Raw genomic sequence first — 21190 nt, forward strand, 5'->3', positions numbered from 1 at the left:
TCCGGTGAATTTCGAGGGAGGAAACCATGTTTATCTTCGGCTACGGTAGCTTAATCAATCGCGCGTCTCGCCAGCTGACCGGGCAGACAGGACAGGCTGTCCCGGCTGTGGTAGAGGGCTTGCAGCGCCATTGGGGCAAAGTCGATGGCAGTTATGCCATCTCGCCTTTGGTCGCGTCGCTGGGCGAAGGCCGATGTAACGGCGTGCTGCTGAAAGTGGAAGATAACACACTGGCGCATTTCGACCGCCGGGAGCGGGGTTATTCTCGTGTGGAAGTGGATCCGTCACTGATCACTCACAATGGCATTCTGCAATTTGATGCGCCTGTCTGGGTGTATGTGAAAGCCAATCCAGCGCCTCCCTGTGCGAATCAACCTATTATGCAGACCTATGTCGACACAGTGCTGGCGGGGTGCCTGAGCATTTCCGATGCGTTCGCAAAGACGTTTATTGAAACCACGTTCGGCTGGCATCATCCGCTGGAAAACGACCGTGAATCGCCGAAATACGGCAATCTGGCCGGGGTGGAAGATGTGCATATTCCCGTGATTGACCGTTTGATCTCTCCGGCGCGGATTCATGGCTAAGCCCAGTAAGAAAGGGCCGGACACCACAGTTGAGATTTTCTGCAGCCAGTGCCGTACGCGTCTGTTTAAGTACCGCAAAGGGGGAAAGGGGGCACTGGTGAAGTGTTTCAAAGAAAGAATCGTGAAAGATTATACGCTTTTACCCTGCCAGTGCCCGAATTGTGAGCAAGTGTTTGCCCGCGATACCCTGATACGTGGCACGCCTGCCTTTAAAATGATTGGCGGTAAAGCGTTCCAGAAATAGCCGCGGCACGCCGGCTATTTCTGATCAGTGACTGTGTTGACTGTCATCTCATCAAGATTGTTGCTGAAATAACTTTGCGGGCAGACTTCCCGTTTCGTGCGCAGTATGGCTTTTAAATCGAGAATTTTGCGCTTATAAGTGCCGCGAACCAGTTGATAGTCCAGCTCGGGTGAGAACCAGAATTTGACTTCCCGGTCGGGCTTTTTGATTTGCTCAACCCGTATGGTCTCGACACTGCCGTAATTGGTTTGCAGTTTTTCTTTACCTGCGACTCTGAAAAAGTAGTGATTCACCTCGTCTGACTCCTGCATCTTGAAATCAAAAGTCTGTTTGCCCTGAATCAGGTTCAGCCGCATCTGGCTGGCAACGGCTTCTATATCCAGCAACGGCAGGTCATTACTGTTAAAGCTGAGTTTCTCACCATCAGTGATAATGTCTGAGCGGGTGCCATCCTGATTGAAGCTGCCGCGTGTCTCGCCATCAAGTAATCCTGTGATATTCCTATGAAAAGATTGTGTGAGAAACGAGTTTTTAACGTCGGACCAGACTACACGGGTTTGCTGCTGGTAATGGGTTTTCGCCACTATGGCTGACAGACGGCTGGTGGACTGGATATCAACGCGTTGATTGTCCTGCCAGCTTAACTTGCGCTCGAAATAACCGATTTTATGGCTACCGTAGAAGAGATCGTAGGTCAGCGTTTTCACGCACTGATGCCACTCAACGGGCGGGGAAGCCATAAGGTTAGAAGATGCCAGGCAAAGCGGCAGCAATGCAGACAGAGTAAGTCTTTTCACGAAACCTCCCCAGTGGTACCTAGCCCAATAATAAGGCCTATTTAAGCGTAACCAATATGTCTGGTTATGTTAATTGAACTGTGCAAGCAATCCACAGATGAGACACTTATTTTTAGCCGTTGCGCCGGTGACTGCTACCGGTGTGTGGTATGTGGCTGGTTTTCCGGTAAAGCATGCCTGATAAAGTGTCTTCGCAGCATATCTGATTTATGAAGTTTTTATGTCATTTCTCAGTCAGTAAATTCAGTGGCTTAGCGTAAATGTTAAGTGTAGCTGGTAAGATCACAACCGGTATGGCTGCATAATTGGTTGATCTCTGGTGAGTCATTTCGCCTGCCTTAGCAAAGCAATGTGACATCCTGGTGTCGGAAATTTGACGCTTTTAGGATGGGAACCTATGTTTTATGGGCCCTTGAGGTACAAAGCTTGTAAAAAGTGAGCATTGTTAAGGTTCAACCCATGAGCAGGAGGACAGGATGAAAAAGGCAAATGGTGTCTATCGGCTGCAAATAATAAAGGAGGTCGCGATAAGAAAGCAGCTTGAAGGCAGCAGTGATCCAATGGCAAACCATATCCACCAGTTACTGGAATCCAGGTCGGCGGATCCCCATAGCGAAGAGACGCAATTGTTCAGTGGTAATCATTATGATGATCAGGCGGGTGGCTGGGTCAGTAATTTCTGGAACGCCAAGTAACCGGAATGAATGAGTGACGAGACCGGGTCAGGCCTGCTGGGATCTGACCCTTGTCGGCTCCGGGATCGACCCGGAGGTAACTACCTATAATATTTCTCATTGATAGCCTGGTTCTGGCATCAAAGCCTTATCTGCGGTACATTTCCCGGTCTCACTTTATTCTGAATCAGATAATGCATTACATCGACATTAACACTTATTCCCGTAAATGGATTTTCACTCATGCTTCTATGCCAGTTCCGGCTGAGGATCTGGTACAGATTAAGCCTTTGTCCCAGGCCAGATCGGCCACATTATGGCGCGAGCATATCAGCAGCCAGAGCCCGGACTCGGATCACTTCGGCAAGGGTGACTGGGCCGGCGAGGATAAAAACTGGACAGAGACTGTCGAGTGGCAGGCAGCGTGGGATGACGATGAACCGGCATTACCTGAGGTATTAGCAGACTTCCTTGATTGGGAAGACAACACCCCCGTCTATTTTTGTTATGAAAAATATAACCTGATTGAGACAAGCTGGGGGGTGTTTAAGCGTAACTGGAAAAACTTCCTGTTTTTTGATGATGGCCCCTTACTGATCGCCAGAAAGAAAACCCAGGCAGTGTGGTTCCATTCAAACGGCACCTGCAAGATAGGTCACAGAAGCGCTTAAATAACAACGCACAGTTAGCAACACCTGACGATGAGTCACACATAATCGAAGAAGGGGCGGGCTGTATCAGCGGAGCAGGCAGTAAACACTTTCGGCCTGCTCAGGAACTGATTTCAGAGCCGACTTTACCGCCCATCAGTTTGGCGATCTTGTCACAGGCCAGATGCATATTTTCCTGGTTGGAATGCACCGAAGCCCCGGAGCTGAGCAAAGGTTGTTTGAGCGGCTGGCCTAACACCAGAAATAAGCGGGCTCCTTTCTGGCTGGTTTTGATATGTATGGGTAAAGCGGACGGTTTCAGTATTCCCATTTGCTGCGGATAAAGCTGGTTTGCCCCTATGTATACCGATCCTGAGCGCAGATAGACAAAACCAACGACCAACTTTTCATCCGGCTCCCAGTACCAGCCACCGTAAGGCGAAATCATAATATCCAGGTAAGTCACAGGTATGCTGGAAGCTATGGGGCTGATGGCCTCTTTGTACTGGCCGATCAGCACCTTGGTTGTTGCATCCGTTTCTTCGACCAGTGGCAGATTCTGGGTGCAAGCATACTGGCTGGAGGCATCGGCCATTTCCTGCTCCCCGGCTGGTAAGGCAGTCCAGAGTGCGAAGGATTCAGCACGGCCGCCGAGAGGCTGCATGGTATCTTTGTGAACGACACCGTTACCGGATGTCATGATTTGAAGATCGCCTGTTTGCATTGTCACAGTGCAGCCGCAGGAATCGATATGATGCAGGGTGCCCGTTACCGGGTAACTGAACGCTTCAATGCCGGAATGGCCATGATAGTCGAGCCCGGTTTCCTGCTTGATGCCATTGGCGTCAAAATGATCCCAGAGCACGAAAGGGTTAAGTTCAGCAAGATTATCGCGGTAAATGTAAGCAGTCATGGGCCCGGATTTCCGACCGTAGCGGACTTTATTGATTGTTCTCGTCGCTTGCATGATCGCCACCCACTTTTCTGTACTTCTTGTGATTAGAGCTTAGCTTATACTCTCAGTAAACGACTATTTGAACCCTTTTGTTTTCTAAAAATTGACGTCATTTTTACCATCCTTGATTCAGTTCACATTTGCCAGACAACATGGTTCACTCTGGCATCCAGTCCCAGTTGCTGAAACAGCCGCAGCCAGCGCTTCTGATTGGCCTGCAGGGTATCACCCGGCCCTTTCACTTCGACCCACTGAATATGCCCGCTTTTGAACATTACCAGGTCAGGCTGGCCGCTGCGATTATGGCGTGGATCGAATAACAGGCGCGACAGCATGGCATACAGTTGCTCGCCGTTTAAGCAAGATACCGTCTCCTCAACCAGCGCTGGCGTTAGAATAGCCCAGTTCACCCAGTCGTTAGTGATTCCTTGTTTTTGCTGATAAACAGCCAGCCAGTGGTTCCAGCTTTCTGTGCGGATAGCATTGAGGCGGGCTGTGAGCATGTCACGCCGGCGCTCTGAAAATTCACTGTGGTACATATCGCGGGGCGCCCGCTGGAAGGGGTTAAGAAAGGCCCCGGAAACAGAGGCAAAAATAATGTCCCAGAATGCCAGGCCAAATAACCCGCATATCAGGGCATTTTCGGTGTAGTGAACACGCCATCCTGCTTGCCGGTAATGGTTAGCAACGGCTAACTCGACACGTTCTCCACTGGCAGGCAGTGTGAGTGTCTCCAGCGTAAAAGTGTCTTTGATCGCCTGTGCTACCGGCAGGTTTAGCATACGGCTGAGTTTATGCGCCAGGCGTTGTCCGACTTCGGCTTCTTCTTCATTAAAGGGCGCTGACAACATCTGCCGGCAGATGGCCAAAGCGGTTGAGTGGCGCTGCAGTTTTTCCAGTATCCGCACCCGGCGTTCGCGGCTGGGCGGTAGCGCACTGTGATTAAACAGAAACAACGCCAGATCATATTCGCCCAGGCGCTCAAGATCCCGGGCAACCCGGTTGAACAATCGTTGCCGTCGCCGTTCCAGCGGCGGCCATGTGCAGGGGCCGGGCAGGCGACCGGCAAATTGCCTCGTTGCCTGGGCCCTTTTGCTGAGTGAAAGCTGTTCGTATTCGGCCGCTAAGGCTTCAAGGGACAGCCATTCCAGTATGTGCTGTCGCTGCTGAAACAGGCGGGTTGTCGGGTCGACCTGATAATTTTCAAAGATATGCAGGCCTAAATCAGTCAGCACAAACTGGCTTAAATCCTGATACTGGTTGCCGAAAAACAACAGTAAGAAGATTGTCAGGTGCGCCTGATGTTCAACATGTATGATGGGTTCGTTGAATGCCGATATGGCCGGTGACGTGGCGAGTATGGCTGCGGTGAGATCCGCTTTTCTGGCCTGCTTTAACGCTTGGTCATTTGTGCGCGCATCAGGGGAGTGTTTCTCTCTATAGATCTTAAGCAGTTCTGGTTTGGTGAATAAATCCAAGATCTCATCCACCGGCCAGTTTGCTTCATTGCAGGTAAGAAATTTGTTGCTCAGAAGCTCCTCAATGGCGTTTTCTGTATGCCGGATTTCAGGGTAGCTGAGTTTGCTGACGCGGAAGTATCTGCCCTTGCGGGACAACATTCGGATGTACAACTGTTTGGCATCGGGCGTAAGCCGGGAGTAAGTATTCAGCCACCAGTGCTCGCTATGGCTCAATAGATCATGATATTGCTGCCGGACACTGCGCAGCAGGAAATCAAAGTTGTGGCGGTAATAATCCGGCGCCAGCACTGTTGGTGTATTTTGAGTCATCATTGTCTTAACGGCTTATTGGATGCGCTGTATTGTGGGAATTTCTCACGTTGCGGTAAAGCTCTGATACCAGAAACAATAAAATGAAATTAACATAACATGATCATTTATGGCATTTTAATGGTCGCATATACTCCGTATTGATAAACTTGCCACAGGTAATAGTTTAAAAATGAAAGGTTTTCAGTGATCAGACAGCGTGCCCTTTATCCGTCTGCTTTTATCATGCTCGCTTTTACCGTGTTCGCTTCTCTGTTTGCTGTTCTTTCGTGGAATGTGCATGCCGAAGAAGTGAACAACCAGCGCGTTGTTTCCGTTGAACCGCATGACGAACAGCCTGCCAGTCTTGTTGGGGCAGCCTGTGTTATCCGGCATGGTAAGCAGATGGTCATGGTGTCTGAGGTCATTACTCAGAAGTTATCCATTCCGGGCGGCTATATTGACAGTCAGGATACTGCCAGTGAGGCGGCCAGAAGAGAGGCGCTGGAAGAAACCGGATTAGATGTCGACGTGATAAAGCTTTTGCAGTTCAGGGGCAGAGCGGCGATATTTGCTTGCGTAACGACACAACCGATTCTGGTTGCTGAGCAAGAGGAAAGCGATCAGCGCCAGCAGATTGCAGCCTGGCAAGCGGTGGACTTCAGCCGGGAAGTGAAAGCTGTATACCTGATGTCACCGCTGTCTTTAGCATCCGCTGAATATCGCTACCCCGAAGATACTGCCTACTTATATCAGTGGATGATGGAAACGCCAGAGAGCGAGGTGGTTTTTTATACCGATATCAGTGACCGGGCAAGCGCATTTCATCAGGCTGAACTGATTGTGATCAAGGCCTTTAAGGACTGGGGTAACGCCCTGCCGGATGTCGCAAAATCTGTGCTGGACAGCCTGATGTGGCTGCTGAATCTTTCCGGCGAATACTGGTTTGTGTTCTTGCTAATTGCTGTTATTGCTTCCTTATTCGGACCTACTGCAATGTTGCAGTTGCTTGCCGCCACCGTGATTACCATCCTGGTCTCAACCTGCCTGAAACAAGTTTTCAATCTGCCGCGTCCGTTTTATCTGGTGCCGGCACTGCAAAACGGCAATGCCTACGGGTTCAGTTTTCCGAGCGGGCATACCCTGTTAGCCACTGTTATCTGGGGAATGTTCTGGATGAAACTGTGCGCAGGAAAATCACGGTTCCGCGCCGGGGCGGGCTTGTTGGTGGTTAGCGCTCTGATCCTGGGTCAGGCGCTGGCCCGTGTTTGGTTTGGCGTGCACTTTATTTCCGATACGGTAGCGGCAATAGTCATCGGTATTCTGCTGCTGATCCTGTTCTCCCGGCTGATCACCCCGACCGCCATACGGGGAAAGTCGGTGTGGCTGGGGATTACTGTCCTCACCGGTGTGGCGGCCGGCTTAACCTTGCAGCCGGCGCACACCTATCTGTTTGCCATCTCACTGGGGGTGTTTCTCAGTCTGGATGTGTTACCTAAAAGAAGCCTGACACTGTCTGTGCACCGGCATATTGCGGTGGCTTTGGTGCTGTTGGCAGGGTCTGGCGCGTTCGCTTACTTCTCTGCTGTGATGGTCAATGCCTGTACTGTCAGCCTTATTATTCTGGGGCTGCGTGCAGCCGGCGCATTTTTGCTGGCGGTCTGGCTGGTGGCGGGTTCGTCATTGATGCTGAAGTTATTGGCTGAGCCGGAAACGGCTTAAAGACGCTGCCCCGGCAAGCTTACGGATAAAGCAAACAGAAACCTGTCAGTAAGCTGTGTCTGGCACTTTGTTTCATGACTTGAGTGCGGTAAAGTGAGCGCAAACGATTATATCAAACAGGCATAATTGTCTGGATTAATATGGAGCCAGTGAAAGCAGGATAGCCTAAAACTGGACAAGGAGAGCAATGTTACCCGCACTGACGTTTGAGAACAGTATCGATGACATCGTACTGTCGTATCTGGATGCGCTGGAAAACGCAGGATTTTCTGGCGATGTTGAACGCACCTATGCCAGCCGTCTGGCTGTCGCAACCGATAATAGTATTTATCAGCAATTACCTCAGGCTGTCGTCTTTCCTAAATCTGTGGATGATTTGGTGCTGGTCGGAAAAGTGGGCCAGCAGCCCGCTTTTCAGCAGGTCAGTTTTTCTCCACGCGGAGGCGGCACCGGGACTAACGGTCAGTCGCTGACACCGGGTATCGTCGTCGACCTTTCACGCCACATGAACCAGATTCTTGAGATCAATCCGCAGGAAGGCTGGGTCAGAGTGCAGACCGGGGTGATCAAAGACCAGCTCAATGACGCGCTTCGCCCTCATGGTTTCTTTTTTTCCCCCGATTTATCCACCAGTAACCGGGCGACCATTGGTGGCATGGTCAATACGGATGCGTCCGGTCAGGGATCGCTGCAATACGGTAAAACCTCAGATCACGTTCTGGCACTGAAAGCGGTACTGGTTGATGGCTCAGTGCTGGATACCGAGCCTTTGACGCAAGACGGGCTGGCCCGGATCGCACAGCAGAAAGGTCAGGTTGCTGAAGCCATTGGTGTGGCGGCGAGAGTGTGCCGTGAAAAACGTCAGCAAATTCTGGATAAATTCCCGCCGCTGAACCGTTTTCTGACCGGTTACGATCTGAAAAATGTGTTCAACGACGCACTGACTCATTTTGACCCGGCGCGCCTGCTGTGTGGTGCTGAGGGTTCTCTGGCCTTTATTGCCGAAGCTAAACTCAATATCACCCCTATCCCTAAAGCCCGGGCACTGGTGAATATTAAGTACGACAGCTTTGATGCGGCGCTGCGTAATGCGCCTGTGATGGTGGAAGCCCAGGCTCTGTCCGTCGAAACTGTGGATTCAAAAGTCCTTAATCTCGCCCGCCAGGATATTGTCTGGCACACCGTCAGCGATTTGATCACCGATGTGCCGGGTAAGGACATGCAGGGCATCAATATTGTTGAATTTGCCGGTAATGATGTTGATTTGGTCAAGCGCCAGGTACAGCAACTGGGTGAGCGCCTGAACAGTTTAATTGGTCAGCAGGGGATTATTGGTTTTCAGGTGTGTGACGACCTGGACAGCATCAACAAGATCTACAATATGCGCAAAAAAGCCGTGGGTCTGTTAGGGGCTGCCAAAGGCTGGCAGAAACCGATTCCCTTTGCCGAAGATACCTGTGTCCCACCGGAAAATCTGGCTGACTTCATTGTTGAGTTCCGCCAGTTACTGGATGAGAAACAGCTGCATTACGGCATGTTCGGTCATGTCGATGCCGGTGTACTGCATGTGCGTCCGGCGCTGGACATGTGCGATCCGGCGCAAGAAAAAATGATGAAGGAAATCTCCGATCAGGTGGTGGCGCTGGTCGCCAAATACGGCGGTCTGATGTGGGGTGAGCACGGTAAAGGCTACCGTTCGGAATACGGACCTGAGTTTTTCGGTGAAGAGCTGTTTACCGAACTGCGCCGTATAAAAGCAGCTTTTGATCCACACAACAGGCTGAACCCGGGCAAGATCTGCACCCCACTAGACAGCGATGCTGAACTGGTGAAAGTGGATGGCTTAAAGCGTGGTTATTTTGACCGCCAGATCCCGGTGAAAGTCAGAGACAGCTTCAAGCAGGCGATGGAATGTAACGGCAACGGCTTGTGTTTTAACTACGACACCAGCTCACCCATGTGCCCGTCGATGAAAGTCAGTGCCGATCGCCGTCACTCGCCGAAAGGGCGGGCCGGACTGGTTCGTGAATGGCTGCGTTTGCTGGCCGATCAGGGTGTGGACCCGGTCAGGCTGGAACAGGATCTGATGGAAAAGTCGCCGACGGTGAAGCAAATCATCGATCGCTTCCGCAATACCTTCGGATCTCAGCGTAAAGCGTACGATTATTCGCACGAAGTGATGGAAGCCATGAACGGCTGTCTGGCGTGTAAAGCCTGTGCCAGTCAGTGCCCGATCAAGGTGGATGTGCCGAGTTTCCGCTCGCGTTTCATTAACATGTACTACAGCCGTTACCAGCGTCCTGCCAAAGACTATCTGGTTGGCTATGTAGAAAGTTATCTACCGGTTATGGCCAAAGCCCCGTCACTGGTCAATGCCGTAATGCGGCCCGGCTGGTCAAAATCTTTGACGGCGAAAGTGCTCGGCTATGTGGATATGCCTGAACTGTCGGTGCCGACGCTGATGCAGGGACTGGCGGGCAGCCATGCAACCCGGTTTGATCTGCAGTGGCTGCAGGCTTTGTCTCAAGAAGAGCGGCAGCAGTATGTGCTGATTGTGCAGGACCCGTTCACCAGCTACTACGATGCGGAAGTGGTGCGCGACTTTGTCCATCTGATTGAAAAGCTCGGTAAGAAACCTATGCTGGTGCCGTTTAAGCCCAATGGCAAGGCGCAGCATGTCAAAGGTTTCCTGCGTCAGTTTGCCAAAACAGCGAAAAACACCGCCGACTTCCTCAATCAGCTTGATGAGCTGGGTATGCCTATGGTTGGTGTCGACCCGGCTTTGGTGCTCTGTTATCGCGATGAATACAATGAAATGCTGGGTGATAAGCGCGGTGATTTCAAAGTAATGACAGCCCATGAATGGCTGACGCCATTGCTGAGTGAAATAACCTCGTTGGCGCCCCGTACTGACAGTGAGTGGTATTTATTCGCCCACTGTACCGAGAAAACCAAGATGCCAAACGCTGAGAAAGAGTGGGCGGCCATTTTCCGTCACTTCGGTGCCAGCATGAAAGCTGTATCTGTCGGCTGTTGCGGCATGGCGGGCACTTTTGGTCACGAGAAAGATAAGCTGGAGACGTCCAAAGGGGTGTTTAATCTCAGCTGGCAGCCGAATCTGGCACAGTTGGATGGCGACCGTTGCATGGCAACCGGTTATTCGTGCCGAACTCAGGTAAAGCGTTTTGAGCATATTAAGATGAAGCACCCGGTTCAGGTGTTATTACGTTTGGTGAGTACAGCCTGATAGCAGGCTGTCTGTAACAAACACGGTTACGGCGGAGTGCTCAGGCCTCCGCCGTTTTTCAGGCCACTTTTTCTTTCTGCTTCTCTTTTTGTTTCTCTGTGTCTTTGTCAAACAGGCTGGTGATCTGAGGGTTGACCTTAAACCGTTCTGTGCTGTCGAGGCATTTTGCCTGTTCCGTCCACTGAATCAGTTCGATCACGCCGTCATGGTGCTCGGCCAGAAACGTGCAGTTTTCAATCCAATCCCCGTCATTCAGGTATACGATGCCATCCTGCTCGGTAATTTCCGGATGATGTATGTGGCCGCAGACAATGGCATCGACGTCTTTGTGTTTGGCCATAGTGACAGCGGCATGGCGAAATCTGGCAATCGCCAGGTTGGCCTTTTCGACTTTGCTTTTCAGGTAACTGGCCAGAGACCAGTATGGTTGCCGGGTTAAGCGGCGGTAGCTGTTTAACCAGCGATTTAAGAATAGAAGGAAATCGTAACCGGCATCGCCCAGTAAGGAGGTCAGTTTGCTGTGGCAAACCATGCTGTCGAATTCATCGCCATGAAGAGCCAGAATGCGGTTGCCGTTTGCGCTGGTGTGGATGTAGCGGTGTGCCAGTTCAACATTGCCAAGATTAAACTGAATAAACTTGCGGACGGCTTCGTCGTGGTTGCCCGGAATATAGATGATCCGGCATCCCTGATCCGCTCGCTCCAGTAACAGGCGGACAGCTTTGGTGTGGCTTTCCGGCCAGTGAAACCGCGATTTCAGCGACCAGAGGTCAACGATGTCACCAACCAGTATCAGGGTGTCGGCCTGATAGCGGGATAAAAAATCCAACAGATAGTCGACTTTACAATCCCTGTTCCCTAAGTGTATGTCTGATAACCAGAGTGTACGGTAGGTGTGGTTTCCCATAGTCGATTCAACCCTTATATCAAGGTATCAGTGTCAGAAATAAGACTAATTTTTTTATATGACATTCGGGTGTCGTATCAGTGACTCCTTCATTGCAATGGAACGGTTGTAAAGTGTTACTACCAGTGGCTATTTGTCAATTAGGTTGCGACAGGCATCCGGCGATTAAGATATAATCATCAACTTTCAGATTTTGACCGATGTTTTATTCAATAGATATTTTAGATGAATTTTAAGCCTAAGTATTTGATTAAAATGGTTCTTCCATTGCTTGTTCTACTGGTGTCAGCACTGGTGTATTTAGGCTATTCAGATTATCGTTCTATTCGGGAAAGTGCATACTCACAGGCGCGGGCTAATTTGAACGTGGCGAAAGGGTATTTAGACCTGAATTACATTGCGGCAACGAATCAGTTATTTTTATTATCTGAGATCCTGAAAGGATCAGGTAATATCCCGGCATTTCTTGATGCGGCTAACTATGTGGTTAACAACCAGAATAAATTTCTGGAAGTCGGATTACTGGTAGATTCAGACTATTACGGGACAGACGGATTTCGTTTGTCGGGGATTGATGAGCGGGTAAAGCGCCGGCCCTGGTATTCTGAAAGCCAGAAAATCGGTGATCTTTTTCTGTCTGACTTTTATCACAGTAACAGCACCAAAAAGTGGTGCGTTGCCTTGGTGAAAAAACTGGCGATACCCGGGAAAAAAAACGTCAGGATCATTATTGAGCTTGATGCCGGTGCGATGTCCGATGATCTTTCCGATCTGAAAACGATGACGAAGGGTTATGTTTATGCGATTGAGCCGCAGACGAGAAGAGTTGTTATTCATCCCGATAAAGCACGATTAGGTGTAGACTCTGTCAGTATAAACCCCGAATTACTGACAACAATCATGGCTGGCAATGGTAACGGTAATATCCCTTCTTACGAATATGATAATCAATATAAATTCAGTGTTTACGATGCCAATAATAATTTTAACTGGGTATTATTATCCGGCACCAGCAACAGTGAAATTGCGTCCAATGCTTTGAAAGTGGGCGCTGTGGGCGGCACTTTTCTGGTCGTCGTATTTTTTATTTTACTGGCAGGCTACCTGCATACTCGCGTTCATCAGGTGGGTGGTCAGTTAATTGAAGCGCAGGAATTCGATGAACTGCACGAGCAACTGTCTGCGTTATTAAACGATACTATGGGCAGTAGCCGGGTGTATCTTTTCGTAATGAATGCCAATGAAGGGGTGCTGGAAGAGGCCTATCACAACTTACGGGTAAATGTGCCGGCAGATTTACTTTGCCGTATTGCTGGCTGTCAGCAGCTTGGCCGATTCTGCAAGCCCGAGCAGGATGATATTGTCCGCCTTATTGCGCCAAGCGAGCCCTGTATACGGCTGCCTTTAGTCAACAGCGCAAGACAGAATGATTACCAGCGCCCGGCAAGTCAGTTGATCGGTGTGCTGTATATATGCCAGCCCGGTGCGGCTTACCCATTTTTCGCCAAAATGATTGCCAACTACACGCTCAGCGCATTGAATCAGATACTATTGACTCAGCACATTCGCAGTGAAGATCAGATGACGGGGCTGAAAAATAAGAACAGTCTTCGTCAGCATATGGATCAGAAACTGATGGACAGTGGCGCCGGCTACTTTCTGGCCATGATTGATGTAGACGACTTTAAGTCGGTCAATGATACCTACGGTCATTTGCTTGGCGACGAAGTCATTCTGAACATAGCGAGTCTGATGAAATACAGTTTTCCGGCACAAGCAGTCCTGTGTCGATACGGTGGGGAAGAGTTTGCGGTGTTAATGGAAGCACCAGACACAGAGACAGCCCTGAAGGCATTGGATGATTTCCGTGCAAAAGTAGAGGCCAGCCGTATTGATATTGATGAAGACACATCTTGCGCCATTACCGTCAGCATTGGTGTTGCTCCTTTACACAAGGGAATGGAATCGACTATCTCGTCTGCAGACAGGGCGCTGTATCAGGCGAAATCGCAGGGTAAGAACCAGGTGCTCAGCGCAGAAATGTGTTCAATCGGTACAGAAACGGAAGCGGCAACAGCCTGATTCTGTAATTGGTGCTAAGTTGAAGAGTTGGCAGTGAATTTCACAGACGGACATATCCTTGATATAACAATCAGGCGATTAACAGACATCAACAGGGGGAGGCATGCTTAAACTTGGAGTGATAATTCTGCTGATTACAGCGGCGGTAGCCATGGCTCGATTTTTGGACGAGCGAAATCAGAAAAAACTGTATATTGGTATGCTGATCTGTGCCGTCATTGCTATTGCGGTTTTTATGGCAACGGAACTTGCCAGGTAATGTCTGGTAATTAACGGATTCTTTATTTTTTCCTTCTCAACGTCAAGTCGCTGAGTCTGACGGCAGCGGCTTGAAACGTCCTTATCTTCTTTTCCCACCACTGAATTGAGCATTTCTGGTCAGCAGATCTCACTTATCGTGGCTTGATGTCGCTTTAATGACAGCAATATGATTAGTTCTGTAATTATTAGCTTTGTAATCATTTTCTGGTATTAACTGGATATATATCAATAACTTATGGGTATAATCAGTGATTTGTTATAAATGTTGGGGTTGATCTTATCATTCGAGTCCCTATAATTGTTTTTGAATTCATTAGAGCACTAAACAATGTGGCGACCAATGATTACAATGGCACCATGGGCAATAGACCCAGAAACATCGACTAAGACTCAGGAAGAGTTTGTTTTTCGAAAACCGGAACGAACAGATGGTAATCGAGTGCATTCACTGATCGAATCTTGTCCCCCATTAGACACCAACTCCTCTTACTGCAATTTCCTGCAGACCACTCACTTCAAAGACACATGTATTGTTGCTGAATCAGACGGTGAGATGGCAGGGTTTGTCTCGGCTTACAGAGTCCCTGAGAAGGAAAACACTCTGTTTATATGGCAGGTTGCTGTCGGCGAGAAGGCGCGTGGTAAAGGGCTCGCTTTCAAGATGATTCAACAACTGCTGGCGCGTGATGATCTCAGCGATATTCGCTGTATCGAAACGACCATCACCCGCCTCAATAAAGCCTCTTGGGCGTTGTTTAAGAAGGTGGATCAGGCGAACGGTAACTTAGGTGAAGTCTCGCTGTTCCTCGACGAAGAGAAGCATTTCGACGGTGAACACGACTCGGAATATCTCTATCGCATTCCACTTAAACAATAAATCACGACAAAACAGGATAAGTCATGAATATCTTTAATGCGCAGGAATCAAATGTTCAATGTTACGCCAAAAACTTCCCGGTGGTGTTCTCATCCGCAAAGGGCTGCTGGTTGAACACCAGCGAAGGCGAGCGTTACCTGGATTTCCTGGCAGGCGCTGGTGCGTTGAACTATGGCCATAATAACCCGGTGCTGAAAAAAGCACTGATGGATTACATCGATCAAGATGGCCTGACGCACGGTTTGGATATGCATTCCGAAGCAAAAGCGACATTTCTTGAAAACCTGAAGAATTACATCCTGACCCCTCGTGGTCTGGACTACAAAGTACAGTTCACTGGTCCAACCGGTACTAACGCCGTTGAAGCGGCACTGAAACTGGCGCGTAAAGTCAAAGGACGCCAGAACATTGTTGCCTTCACGAACGGCTTCCACGGTGTGTCTTACGGTGCACTGGCGGCTACCGGTAACCAGCATCACCGTGGTGGTGCGGGTATGGCACTGAGCGGTGTAACCCGCCTGCCATATGAAGGTTACGCCGACCTGGACGGTCTGGCACTGTTTGAAGCTATGCTGACTGATAACTCCAGCGGCCTGGATAAACCGGCTGCTGTCATCCTCGAAACCGTACAAGGTGAGGGTGGTCTGAACGTGGCTTCCGACGAGTGGTTACAGCGCCTGAGCGCTATCTGTAAACGTCACGACATTCTGCTGATTGTCGACGACATTCAGGCAGGTTGTGGCCGTACCGGTACTTTCTTCAGCTTTGAGCCGTCCGGTATCAAACCGGATATGGTGACCCTGTCTAAATCTATCGGTGGTTACGGTTTGCCAATGGCGGTGGTACTGCTGAAACCGGAGCTGGATAAGTGGTTGCCGGGCGAGCACAACGGTACGTTCCGTGGTAACAACCACGCGTTCGTGACAGCCGCAGTCGCTATTGAAGCCTACTGGCACAACGACGAGTTTGAGCAGCACATCAATGCACGCGCTGCCCAGCTGAACGTAACATTGCAAAAAGTACTCAAGCAGTACCCGGCAGTATTTGAAAAAATCAAAGGCCGCGGTCTGATGCAGGGTATTGCCTGTCACGATGGTGAATTTGCGGGTGCAATCGGTAAGCTGTGTTTTGCAAACGGCATGATTATCGAAACCGCTGGTCCGGATGATGAAGTGCTGAAGTTCTTCTGCCCGCTGACTATCAGTGAAGCGGAACTGGAAAAAGGCCTGCACATCTTTGAAAAAGCGGTGGCTGAGTATGCAAAATCCAGCATGAAGAAAGCGTCTTAAGGAGAATAAGAATGATTGTACGCACCCTTGAAGAGTGCCAGAACAGCGAACGCCGGGTAGTGGCTGAAAACGGTAACTGGGAAAGTGTCCGCATGCTGCTGCGTGATGACAACATGGGCTTTTCGTTCCACATCACCACTATCTTTGCCAATACCGATACCCATATTCATTACAAGAACCATCTGGAATCTGTGTATTGCGTATCGGGTGAAGGGGAAATCCAGACCACAGCCGATGGCAAGACTTACGAGATCAAGCCTGGCACCCTGTATGTGCTGGACAAGCATGATGAACACCAACTGCGTGCCAATAAAGGTGTCGATATGGTGATGGCTTGTGTGTTTAACCCGCCACTGACGGGCATGGAAGTCCACGACAAAGACGGTGTTTACCCAGCAGCCGAATAATCGCAGCTGTATTGACGCAAGTGATTAACCCTCCTTGCGATATCAACCTGAGGGTTACCGGAAGGCGGTGCAAACCGCCTTTCAAAACCATCAGGCTAAGCGCTCTCGCTTAGCTGATGAAAATAAAAGGAGTTACCATGACTCATACCGTTGAAAAGATTGGCGGTACTTCCATGTCTGCGTTCGATGCGGTAATGGACAATATCCTGCTCTATCCAGACAATCCTTATCAACGTATGTTTGTTGTTTCGGCCTATGGCGGTATCACTGACGCACTGTTGGAATGCAAGCGAACCGGTGAGCCGGGTATCTTCCGCTACATTGCAGAACGCAATGATGTGTGGCGTGAGAAATTGAAAGCACTGGAGCAGCGTATGCTGCTGATTAACGACACTATGTTTCCTGAGCTGTTCTGTCGTAACCGTGCCGATAATTTTGTCAAAGAGCGTATTGCTAACGCTATTACCTGTATCGAAAATATTCTGGAAACCTGTCAGTACGGACAGTTTTCTCTGACCAGTTATCTGCCGCAAATCCGCGAGTTTCTGTCTTCTATTGGTGAAGCGCATTCTGCCTTTAATACCACGCTGATGCTGAATAACCTGGGTATTAACTCTCGCTTTGTTGATTTGTCGGGCTGGGGCGCTGAGAACAATGTCCAGGGCGATCTGGATGCGGTGATTCTGGATGCGATCAAAGATATCGATCTGAGCAAAGAACTGCCAATCGTCACCGGCTATGTCTACTGTGATGAAGGTCTGATGAAGACCTATGATCGCGGTTACAGTGAGATGACATTCAGTCGTCTGGCGGTATTGAGCAAGGCCAGCCGCGCAGTGATCCATAAAGAGTATCACCTGAGCAGCGCTGACCCCCGTATCGTTGGTCCTGAGCATGTTCGCCCGATTGGAAAAAGTAACTATGACGTTGCTGACCAGCTGGCTAACCTGGGTATGGAAGCGATTCACCCTAACGCCGCTTCAGGACTTCGTCGCGCCGGTATTGAGCTGGCGGTAAAAAATACCTTTGAACCAGAACATCCGGGCACCCTAATTTCTCAGCATTACCAGCCTAATACGGGTAAAGCCGAGATTATTGCCGGCCGGGATAAGGTCTTTGCGCTGCATTTATTTGATCAGGCTATGGTCGGCCAGGTGGAAGACGTCAGCTATGAGCTGATGGAAATCATCCGCGAAGAGAACGTTCAGCTGATCAGTAAAGAGATGAACGCCAACTCTGTGACTTACTATCTGGACGGCAGTACATCGAGCCAGAACAAGGTGCTGTCCAAAGCAGAGAAGCGTTATCCGAAGGCGAAGATTACCGGAAAAATGGTGGCGCTGATTTCGGTTATTGGTTCGGCTATCGATACCAATAAAACCATGAGTCAGGGTGTATTGTCCCTGCTGGATAAAGATATCAGTCCTAAAGCTGCTCACGCTTCCCTGCGTAACGTTGATGTGCAGTTTGTGGTGAAAGACAGTGATTATCACGGCGCAATTTGTGCGCTGCATGAGAGCTTCATGAGCGAAGGCTCGGCAGCAGTCTCGACAGAGAAAGTCGTCGCTTAACAGTCAGTCACTGTTACTTCCCCCTGAAATGAAAAAGGCAAGAGCATCGCTCTTGCCTTTTTGATCATTATTTAAAGCGGCTGAGTTCAGTATCAGGCCCGTGCGCCACGTTTTGCTGACGGTTTACCGCGAGACTGAGGCTTACCCTGTGCTGAAGGGCGTTTGCCAGCGCTTTGTGGTTTGCCGTTACCCTGAGCGTTGCTGCCAGCCTGGGTTTTCGGTTTACCCGGACCCTGACGCTTTGCCGTTCCGTCTTTACGGATATCCGGCTGATTCGGGTGCTTGGTGGCGAAACGCTTGGCACCGTGCCGGCTTGAACCGCGACGGGTTGCCGGCGTCAGGGCCGCATCGCTGCCTTCAGCGGGCACCAGACAGTCGGCGCGGTCGCCGATCAGGTGTTTTTTACCCATGCTGATCAAGGCTTCACGGATCAGCGGCCAGTTAGCCGGATCATGGTAACGCAGCAAGGCTTTATGCAGACGACGCTGACGCTCGCCTTTGGCTACAAACAGATCTTCCCGTTGTTTGTACTTAACGCGTTTCAGCGGGTTCGTTTCCGAGTGATACATGGCCGTGGCATTACACATAGGCGACGGGTAGAAGTTCTGTACCTGATCGCACTGGTAATCATTTTTCTTGAGCCACAATGCCAGATGCAGCATGTCGTCATCGGTTGAACCCGGATGGGCCGAAATAAAGTACGGGATCAGATACTGCTTCTTGCCGGCTTCGGCGCTGTATTTTTCAAACAGCTCCTTGAAGCGGTCATAGGTGCCCATGCCCGGTTTCATCATCAGATCCAGCGTGCCTTTTTCAGTATGCTCAGGCGCGATTTTCAGATAACCACCCACATGGTGTGTCACCAGCTCTTTGATGTATTCCGGTGATTCGATAGCCAGATCGTAACGCACACCCGAGGCGATCATCACTTTCTTGATCCCTTTCACTTCCCGGGCTTTGCGGTACAGATCTATGGTGTGTTTGTGGTCAGTATCCAGCTTCTCACAGATTTTCGGGAAAATGCACGACGGACGACGGCAGTTTTTCTCGGCGCGGGGATCGGAACAACCCAAACGGTACATGTTCGCCGTCGGGCCACCCAAATCGGAAATGGTGCCGGTAAAGCCGGGCACTTTGTCGCGGATGTCTTCCAGTTCCTGCAAAATCGACTCGTGAGAGCGGTTTTGAATAATCCGGCCTTCGTGCTCGGTAATCGAGCAGAAAGAGCAGCCACCAAAACAGCCTCGCATGATGTTGACACTGGTCTTGATCATGTCATAAGCCGGGATCTTGGCTTTTCCGTAGGAAGGGTGCGGCACCCGTGCGTACGACAGGCCAAACACAAAATCCATTTCTTCAGTGGTGAGCGGGATAGGCGGCTTATTGACCCATAATTCACGGTCACCGTGCAGCTGAATCAGTGCGCGGGCAGAATAAGGGTTCGCTTCCAGGTGCATCACACGGCTGGCATGGGCGTACAAAATGCGGTCGTTGCGCAGTTTCTCGAAAGAAGGCAAACGCACGGCGCTGGTAAAAGCGTCGTGGCGGGAAGGCTGAATCTGCACCGTCTGAGCTTTAACCGGCTCAGCATCGGCTTTGGATTTATTGGTCTCGCAGACTTCTTCGGTGGCGTACGGATTAGGCATCACCATAGATTTGCCCGGCTTATCGATGCGGGTGGAATCGATAATTTTATAATGGGCAGGGGCTTCTTTCAGGATCACCGCCGTACCGGCGATGTCTGTCATGGTGCTGATGTCTTCGCCGCTGGCAATGCGGTGTGACACTTCAACCAGTGCCCGCTCGGCATTACCGAACAGCAGGATGTCTGCTTTGGCATCAAACAGCACAGAACGGCGCACTTTATCAGACCAGTAATCATAATGCGCCAGACGGCGCAGGCTGGCTTCAATGCCACCCAGCACAATCGGGGTGTCTTTATAGGCTTCACGGCAACGCTGCGAATACACCAGCACGGCGCGATCAGGACGCTTGCCGCCAACATTGTCCGGGGTATAGGCGTCATCATGGCGCAGCTTGCGATCCGCCGTATAACGGTTGATCATCGAGTCCATGTTGCCGGCCGTAATCCCGAAATACAGGTTCGGCTGACCCAGCGCCATGAAGGCATCTTTATTGTTCCACTCGGGCTGAGCGATAATCCCGACACGGAACCCCTGAGCTTCCAGTACCCGACCGATCACCGCCATGCCAAAGCTCGGGTGATCGACATACGCATCACCGGTCACAATGATAATGTCACAGCTATCCCAGCCTAACGCGTCCATTTCTTCACGCGTTGTCGGCAGAAACGGCGCTGTTCCATAGCACTCGGCCCAGTATTTCGGATACTCGTTAATCTTCTTTAAATTCATGCGTTTACTGTTGCTCGCTCAATGTAGGGCATTTGGGGCAGATATAAAAAACGTACGATTTTACCATGTTCCCGCAGTAATACATCATTTTCTATTGATGGAAGCAATCTCTGTTACTACATCCTTCGGCTGGAAACTCTAATTATGTGTGTAATTAATCAGGGGGAGGTGTACAAGTATCGATAGACGGGGACTTTAGTGGCACCGCGCCACACTTGCTCGTCTTGTGAGAACAGCTCTTAGTGGCTTGATGATGCTGTATTGCCTAATCAAATGAATAACACTAAAGCGTAGCGTAAGGTCGTGATAGTAGGCGCTACAGGAATGCTGTGTTTTCATTGATGCAGTTTCGCACCTTTAAACACTTTGTCTACAGTATTAATCTCAGATCTTATCGCCATACCAACCAGTGGCAGGTGATGCGTGTTGTGTCGTTTCACGACTTCACGGTTGGCTGCATCATGGCCTGTGCTGAACATGTCTTCGATATAAATGGCTGGCTGAATACAATGCATTTTTGCTCTGCTGATAAAAGCTGAAAACTTGGCTCTTGACGCAGATAAAATAATGGTGGGTTGGATGCAAATGGGGAGATAGATTTCGCCATTTGCATCCTCATAGCTTGCACCAATTATATCAGGGTGCTGAGCGACAATGCCTGAAGACATATAAGAAACGACATTTAATTTTTGCCAGATGGCTAAGTCTTCGGCATCAACAATGGCTAGTTTAGTATCGAATTTCATTAATTTTTCAGCTCGCATTTAAAGGATGAA

At 50.0% G+C, this 21190-nt stretch carries 18 protein-coding genes; 12 read left to right on the forward strand and 6 right to left on the reverse strand.

Features of this window, described 5'->3' with window-relative positions; genetic code table 11:
• Positions 1-26: 26 nt before the first annotated feature.
• Both IFO68_RS05555 and IFO68_RS05560 read left to right on the forward strand, forming a co-directional pair.
• The gene (locus tag IFO68_RS05555; protein ID WP_192014956.1) at positions 27-587 is read left to right on the forward strand and encodes a gamma-glutamylcyclotransferase family protein; all 561 of its coding nucleotides are present in this window, start codon (positions 27-29) and stop codon (positions 585-587) included.
• On the forward strand, positions 580-831 hold the full coding sequence (locus IFO68_RS05560) for a hypothetical protein (RefSeq protein ID WP_192014957.1): 252 nt from the start codon (positions 580-582) through the stop codon (positions 829-831). Before IFO68_RS05555 ends, IFO68_RS05560 begins: the two co-directional genes overlap by 8 nt.
• 14 nt (positions 832-845) lie before the next feature.
• On the opposite strand, the gene IFO68_RS05565 is transcribed toward IFO68_RS05560, so the two are convergent.
• Entirely contained in the window at positions 846-1628 is a 783-nt protein-coding gene (locus IFO68_RS05565; RefSeq protein WP_336510265.1) for a DUF3108 domain-containing protein, read from the reverse strand.
• 476 nt (positions 1629-2104) lie between these two features.
• Between IFO68_RS05565 and IFO68_RS05570 the strand changes: the two genes are divergently transcribed.
• Together IFO68_RS05570 and IFO68_RS05575 are read left to right on the forward strand one after the other, a co-directional pair.
• Complete coding sequence (locus tag IFO68_RS05570) at positions 2105-2323, forward strand: hypothetical protein (protein ID WP_192014958.1); 219 nt, start codon at positions 2105-2107, stop codon at positions 2321-2323.
• A gap of 173 nt (positions 2324-2496) precedes the next feature.
• Entirely contained in the window at positions 2497-2973 is a 477-nt protein-coding gene (locus IFO68_RS05575) for a DUF2947 domain-containing protein (protein ID WP_192014959.1), read from the forward strand.
• Positions 2974-3073: 100 nt separating this feature from the next.
• Here the strand turns inward: IFO68_RS05575 and IFO68_RS05580 are convergent, their stop codons facing one another.
• Complete coding sequence (locus IFO68_RS05580; RefSeq protein WP_192014960.1) at positions 3074-3865, reverse strand: pirin family protein; 792 nt, start codon at positions 3863-3865, stop codon at positions 3074-3076.
• Between the two features lie 176 nt (positions 3866-4041).
• On the reverse strand, positions 4042-5700 hold the full coding sequence (locus tag IFO68_RS05585; protein WP_192014961.1) for a VRR-NUC domain-containing protein: 1659 nt from the start codon (positions 5698-5700) through the stop codon (positions 4042-4044).
• A gap of 183 nt (positions 5701-5883) precedes the next feature.
• Between IFO68_RS05585 and IFO68_RS05590 the strand changes: the two genes are divergently transcribed.
• Positions 5884-7398, forward strand: a complete 1515-nt coding sequence (locus IFO68_RS05590) for a bifunctional NUDIX hydrolase/phosphatase PAP2 family protein (RefSeq protein WP_192014962.1) — start codon at positions 5884-5886, stop codon at positions 7396-7398.
• 187 nt (positions 7399-7585) lie between these two features.
• A complete protein-coding gene (ydiJ, locus tag IFO68_RS05595) occupies positions 7586-10645 on the forward strand; it encodes a D-2-hydroxyglutarate dehydrogenase YdiJ (protein WP_192014963.1) in 3060 nt (1019 codons plus the stop codon).
• A 58-nt stretch (positions 10646-10703) separates the two neighbouring features.
• Here ydiJ and IFO68_RS05600 read toward each other — a convergent pair whose 3' ends face one another.
• Positions 10704-11552, reverse strand: a complete 849-nt coding sequence (locus tag IFO68_RS05600) for a UDP-2,3-diacylglucosamine diphosphatase (protein WP_192014964.1) — start codon at positions 11550-11552, stop codon at positions 10704-10706.
• 267 nt (positions 11553-11819) lie between these two features.
• Here IFO68_RS05600 and IFO68_RS05605 point away from each other — a divergent pair, with 267 nt between their 5' ends.
• The 6 genes from IFO68_RS05605 to IFO68_RS05630 all read left to right on the forward strand — a co-directional run bounded on the left by IFO68_RS05605 (position 11820) and on the right by IFO68_RS05630 (position 18039).
• The gene (locus tag IFO68_RS05605) at positions 11820-13634 is read left to right on the forward strand and encodes a diguanylate cyclase (protein WP_192014965.1); all 1815 of its coding nucleotides are present in this window, start codon (positions 11820-11822) and stop codon (positions 13632-13634) included.
• A 103-nt stretch (positions 13635-13737) separates the two neighbouring features.
• On the forward strand, positions 13738-13893 hold the full coding sequence (locus tag IFO68_RS05610) for a hypothetical protein (RefSeq protein ID WP_192014966.1): 156 nt from the start codon (positions 13738-13740) through the stop codon (positions 13891-13893).
• A gap of 342 nt (positions 13894-14235) precedes the next feature.
• Positions 14236-14772 carry a diaminobutyrate acetyltransferase gene (ectA, locus tag IFO68_RS05615; RefSeq protein ID WP_192014967.1) on the forward strand — a complete coding sequence of 179 codons (537 nt, stop codon included), beginning with the start codon at positions 14236-14238 and terminating at the stop codon, positions 14770-14772.
• 23 nt (positions 14773-14795) lie between these two features.
• Positions 14796-16061, forward strand: a complete 1266-nt coding sequence (ectB, locus tag IFO68_RS05620; RefSeq protein WP_192014968.1) for a diaminobutyrate--2-oxoglutarate transaminase — start codon at positions 14796-14798, stop codon at positions 16059-16061.
• Positions 16062-16072: 11 nt separating this feature from the next.
• Positions 16073-16468 (forward strand): ectoine synthase, encoded by a 396-nt coding sequence (locus tag IFO68_RS05625; protein ID WP_027252509.1) that lies wholly within the window; start codon positions 16073-16075, stop codon positions 16466-16468.
• A 137-nt stretch (positions 16469-16605) separates the two neighbouring features.
• The gene (locus IFO68_RS05630; protein ID WP_192014969.1) at positions 16606-18039 is read left to right on the forward strand and encodes an aspartate kinase; all 1434 of its coding nucleotides are present in this window, start codon (positions 16606-16608) and stop codon (positions 18037-18039) included.
• Positions 18040-18131: 92 nt separating this feature from the next.
• Here IFO68_RS05630 and IFO68_RS05635 read toward each other — a convergent pair whose 3' ends face one another.
• Positions 18132-20414 carry a YgiQ family radical SAM protein gene (locus IFO68_RS05635; RefSeq protein WP_192014970.1) on the reverse strand — a complete coding sequence of 761 codons (2283 nt, stop codon included), beginning with the start codon at positions 20412-20414 and terminating at the stop codon, positions 18132-18134.
• A 335-nt stretch (positions 20415-20749) separates the two neighbouring features.
• The gene (locus IFO68_RS05640) at positions 20750-21160 is read right to left on the reverse strand and encodes a DUF2000 family protein (protein WP_192014971.1); all 411 of its coding nucleotides are present in this window, start codon (positions 21158-21160) and stop codon (positions 20750-20752) included.
• Positions 21161-21190 lie beyond the last annotated feature (30 nt).

It is taken from the genome of Photobacterium arenosum, assembly GCF_014841115.1.
Lineage (GTDB): Bacteria > Pseudomonadota > Gammaproteobacteria > Enterobacterales > Vibrionaceae > Photobacterium > Photobacterium arenosum.

Coding starts and splice junctions, on each gene's coding strand:
- IFO68_RS05555 (WP_192014956.1), top strand. CDS start 27: ATGTTTATCTTCGGCTACGGTAGCTTAATCAATCGCGCGTCTCGCCAG.
- ydiJ (WP_192014963.1), top strand. CDS start 7,586: ATGTTACCCGCACTGACGTTTGAGAACAGTATCGATGACATCGTACTG.
- IFO68_RS05610 (WP_192014966.1), top strand. CDS start 13,738: ATGCTTAAACTTGGAGTGATAATTCTGCTGATTACAGCGGCGGTAGCC.
- IFO68_RS05640 (WP_192014971.1), bottom strand. CDS start 21,160: ATGAAATTCGATACTAAACTAGCCATTGTTGATGCCGAAGACTTAGCC.
- IFO68_RS05635 (WP_192014970.1), bottom strand. CDS start 20,414: ATGAATTTAAAGAAGATTAACGAGTATCCGAAATACTGGGCCGAGTGC.
- IFO68_RS05575 (WP_192014959.1), top strand. CDS start 2,497: ATGCATTACATCGACATTAACACTTATTCCCGTAAATGGATTTTCACT.
- ectB (WP_192014968.1), top strand. CDS start 14,796: ATGAATATCTTTAATGCGCAGGAATCAAATGTTCAATGTTACGCCAAA.
- IFO68_RS05630 (WP_192014969.1), top strand. CDS start 16,606: ATGACTCATACCGTTGAAAAGATTGGCGGTACTTCCATGTCTGCGTTC.
- IFO68_RS05560 (WP_192014957.1), top strand. CDS start 580: ATGGCTAAGCCCAGTAAGAAAGGGCCGGACACCACAGTTGAGATTTTC.
- IFO68_RS05625 (WP_027252509.1), top strand. CDS start 16,073: ATGATTGTACGCACCCTTGAAGAGTGCCAGAACAGCGAACGCCGGGTA.
- IFO68_RS05570 (WP_192014958.1), top strand. CDS start 2,105: ATGAAAAAGGCAAATGGTGTCTATCGGCTGCAAATAATAAAGGAGGTC.
- IFO68_RS05585 (WP_192014961.1), bottom strand. CDS start 5,700: ATGATGACTCAAAATACACCAACAGTGCTGGCGCCGGATTATTACCGC.
- IFO68_RS05600 (WP_192014964.1), bottom strand. CDS start 11,552: ATGGGAAACCACACCTACCGTACACTCTGGTTATCAGACATACACTTA.
- ectA (WP_192014967.1), top strand. CDS start 14,236: ATGATTACAATGGCACCATGGGCAATAGACCCAGAAACATCGACTAAG.
- IFO68_RS05580 (WP_192014960.1), bottom strand. CDS start 3,865: ATGACTGCTTACATTTACCGCGATAATCTTGCTGAACTTAACCCTTTC.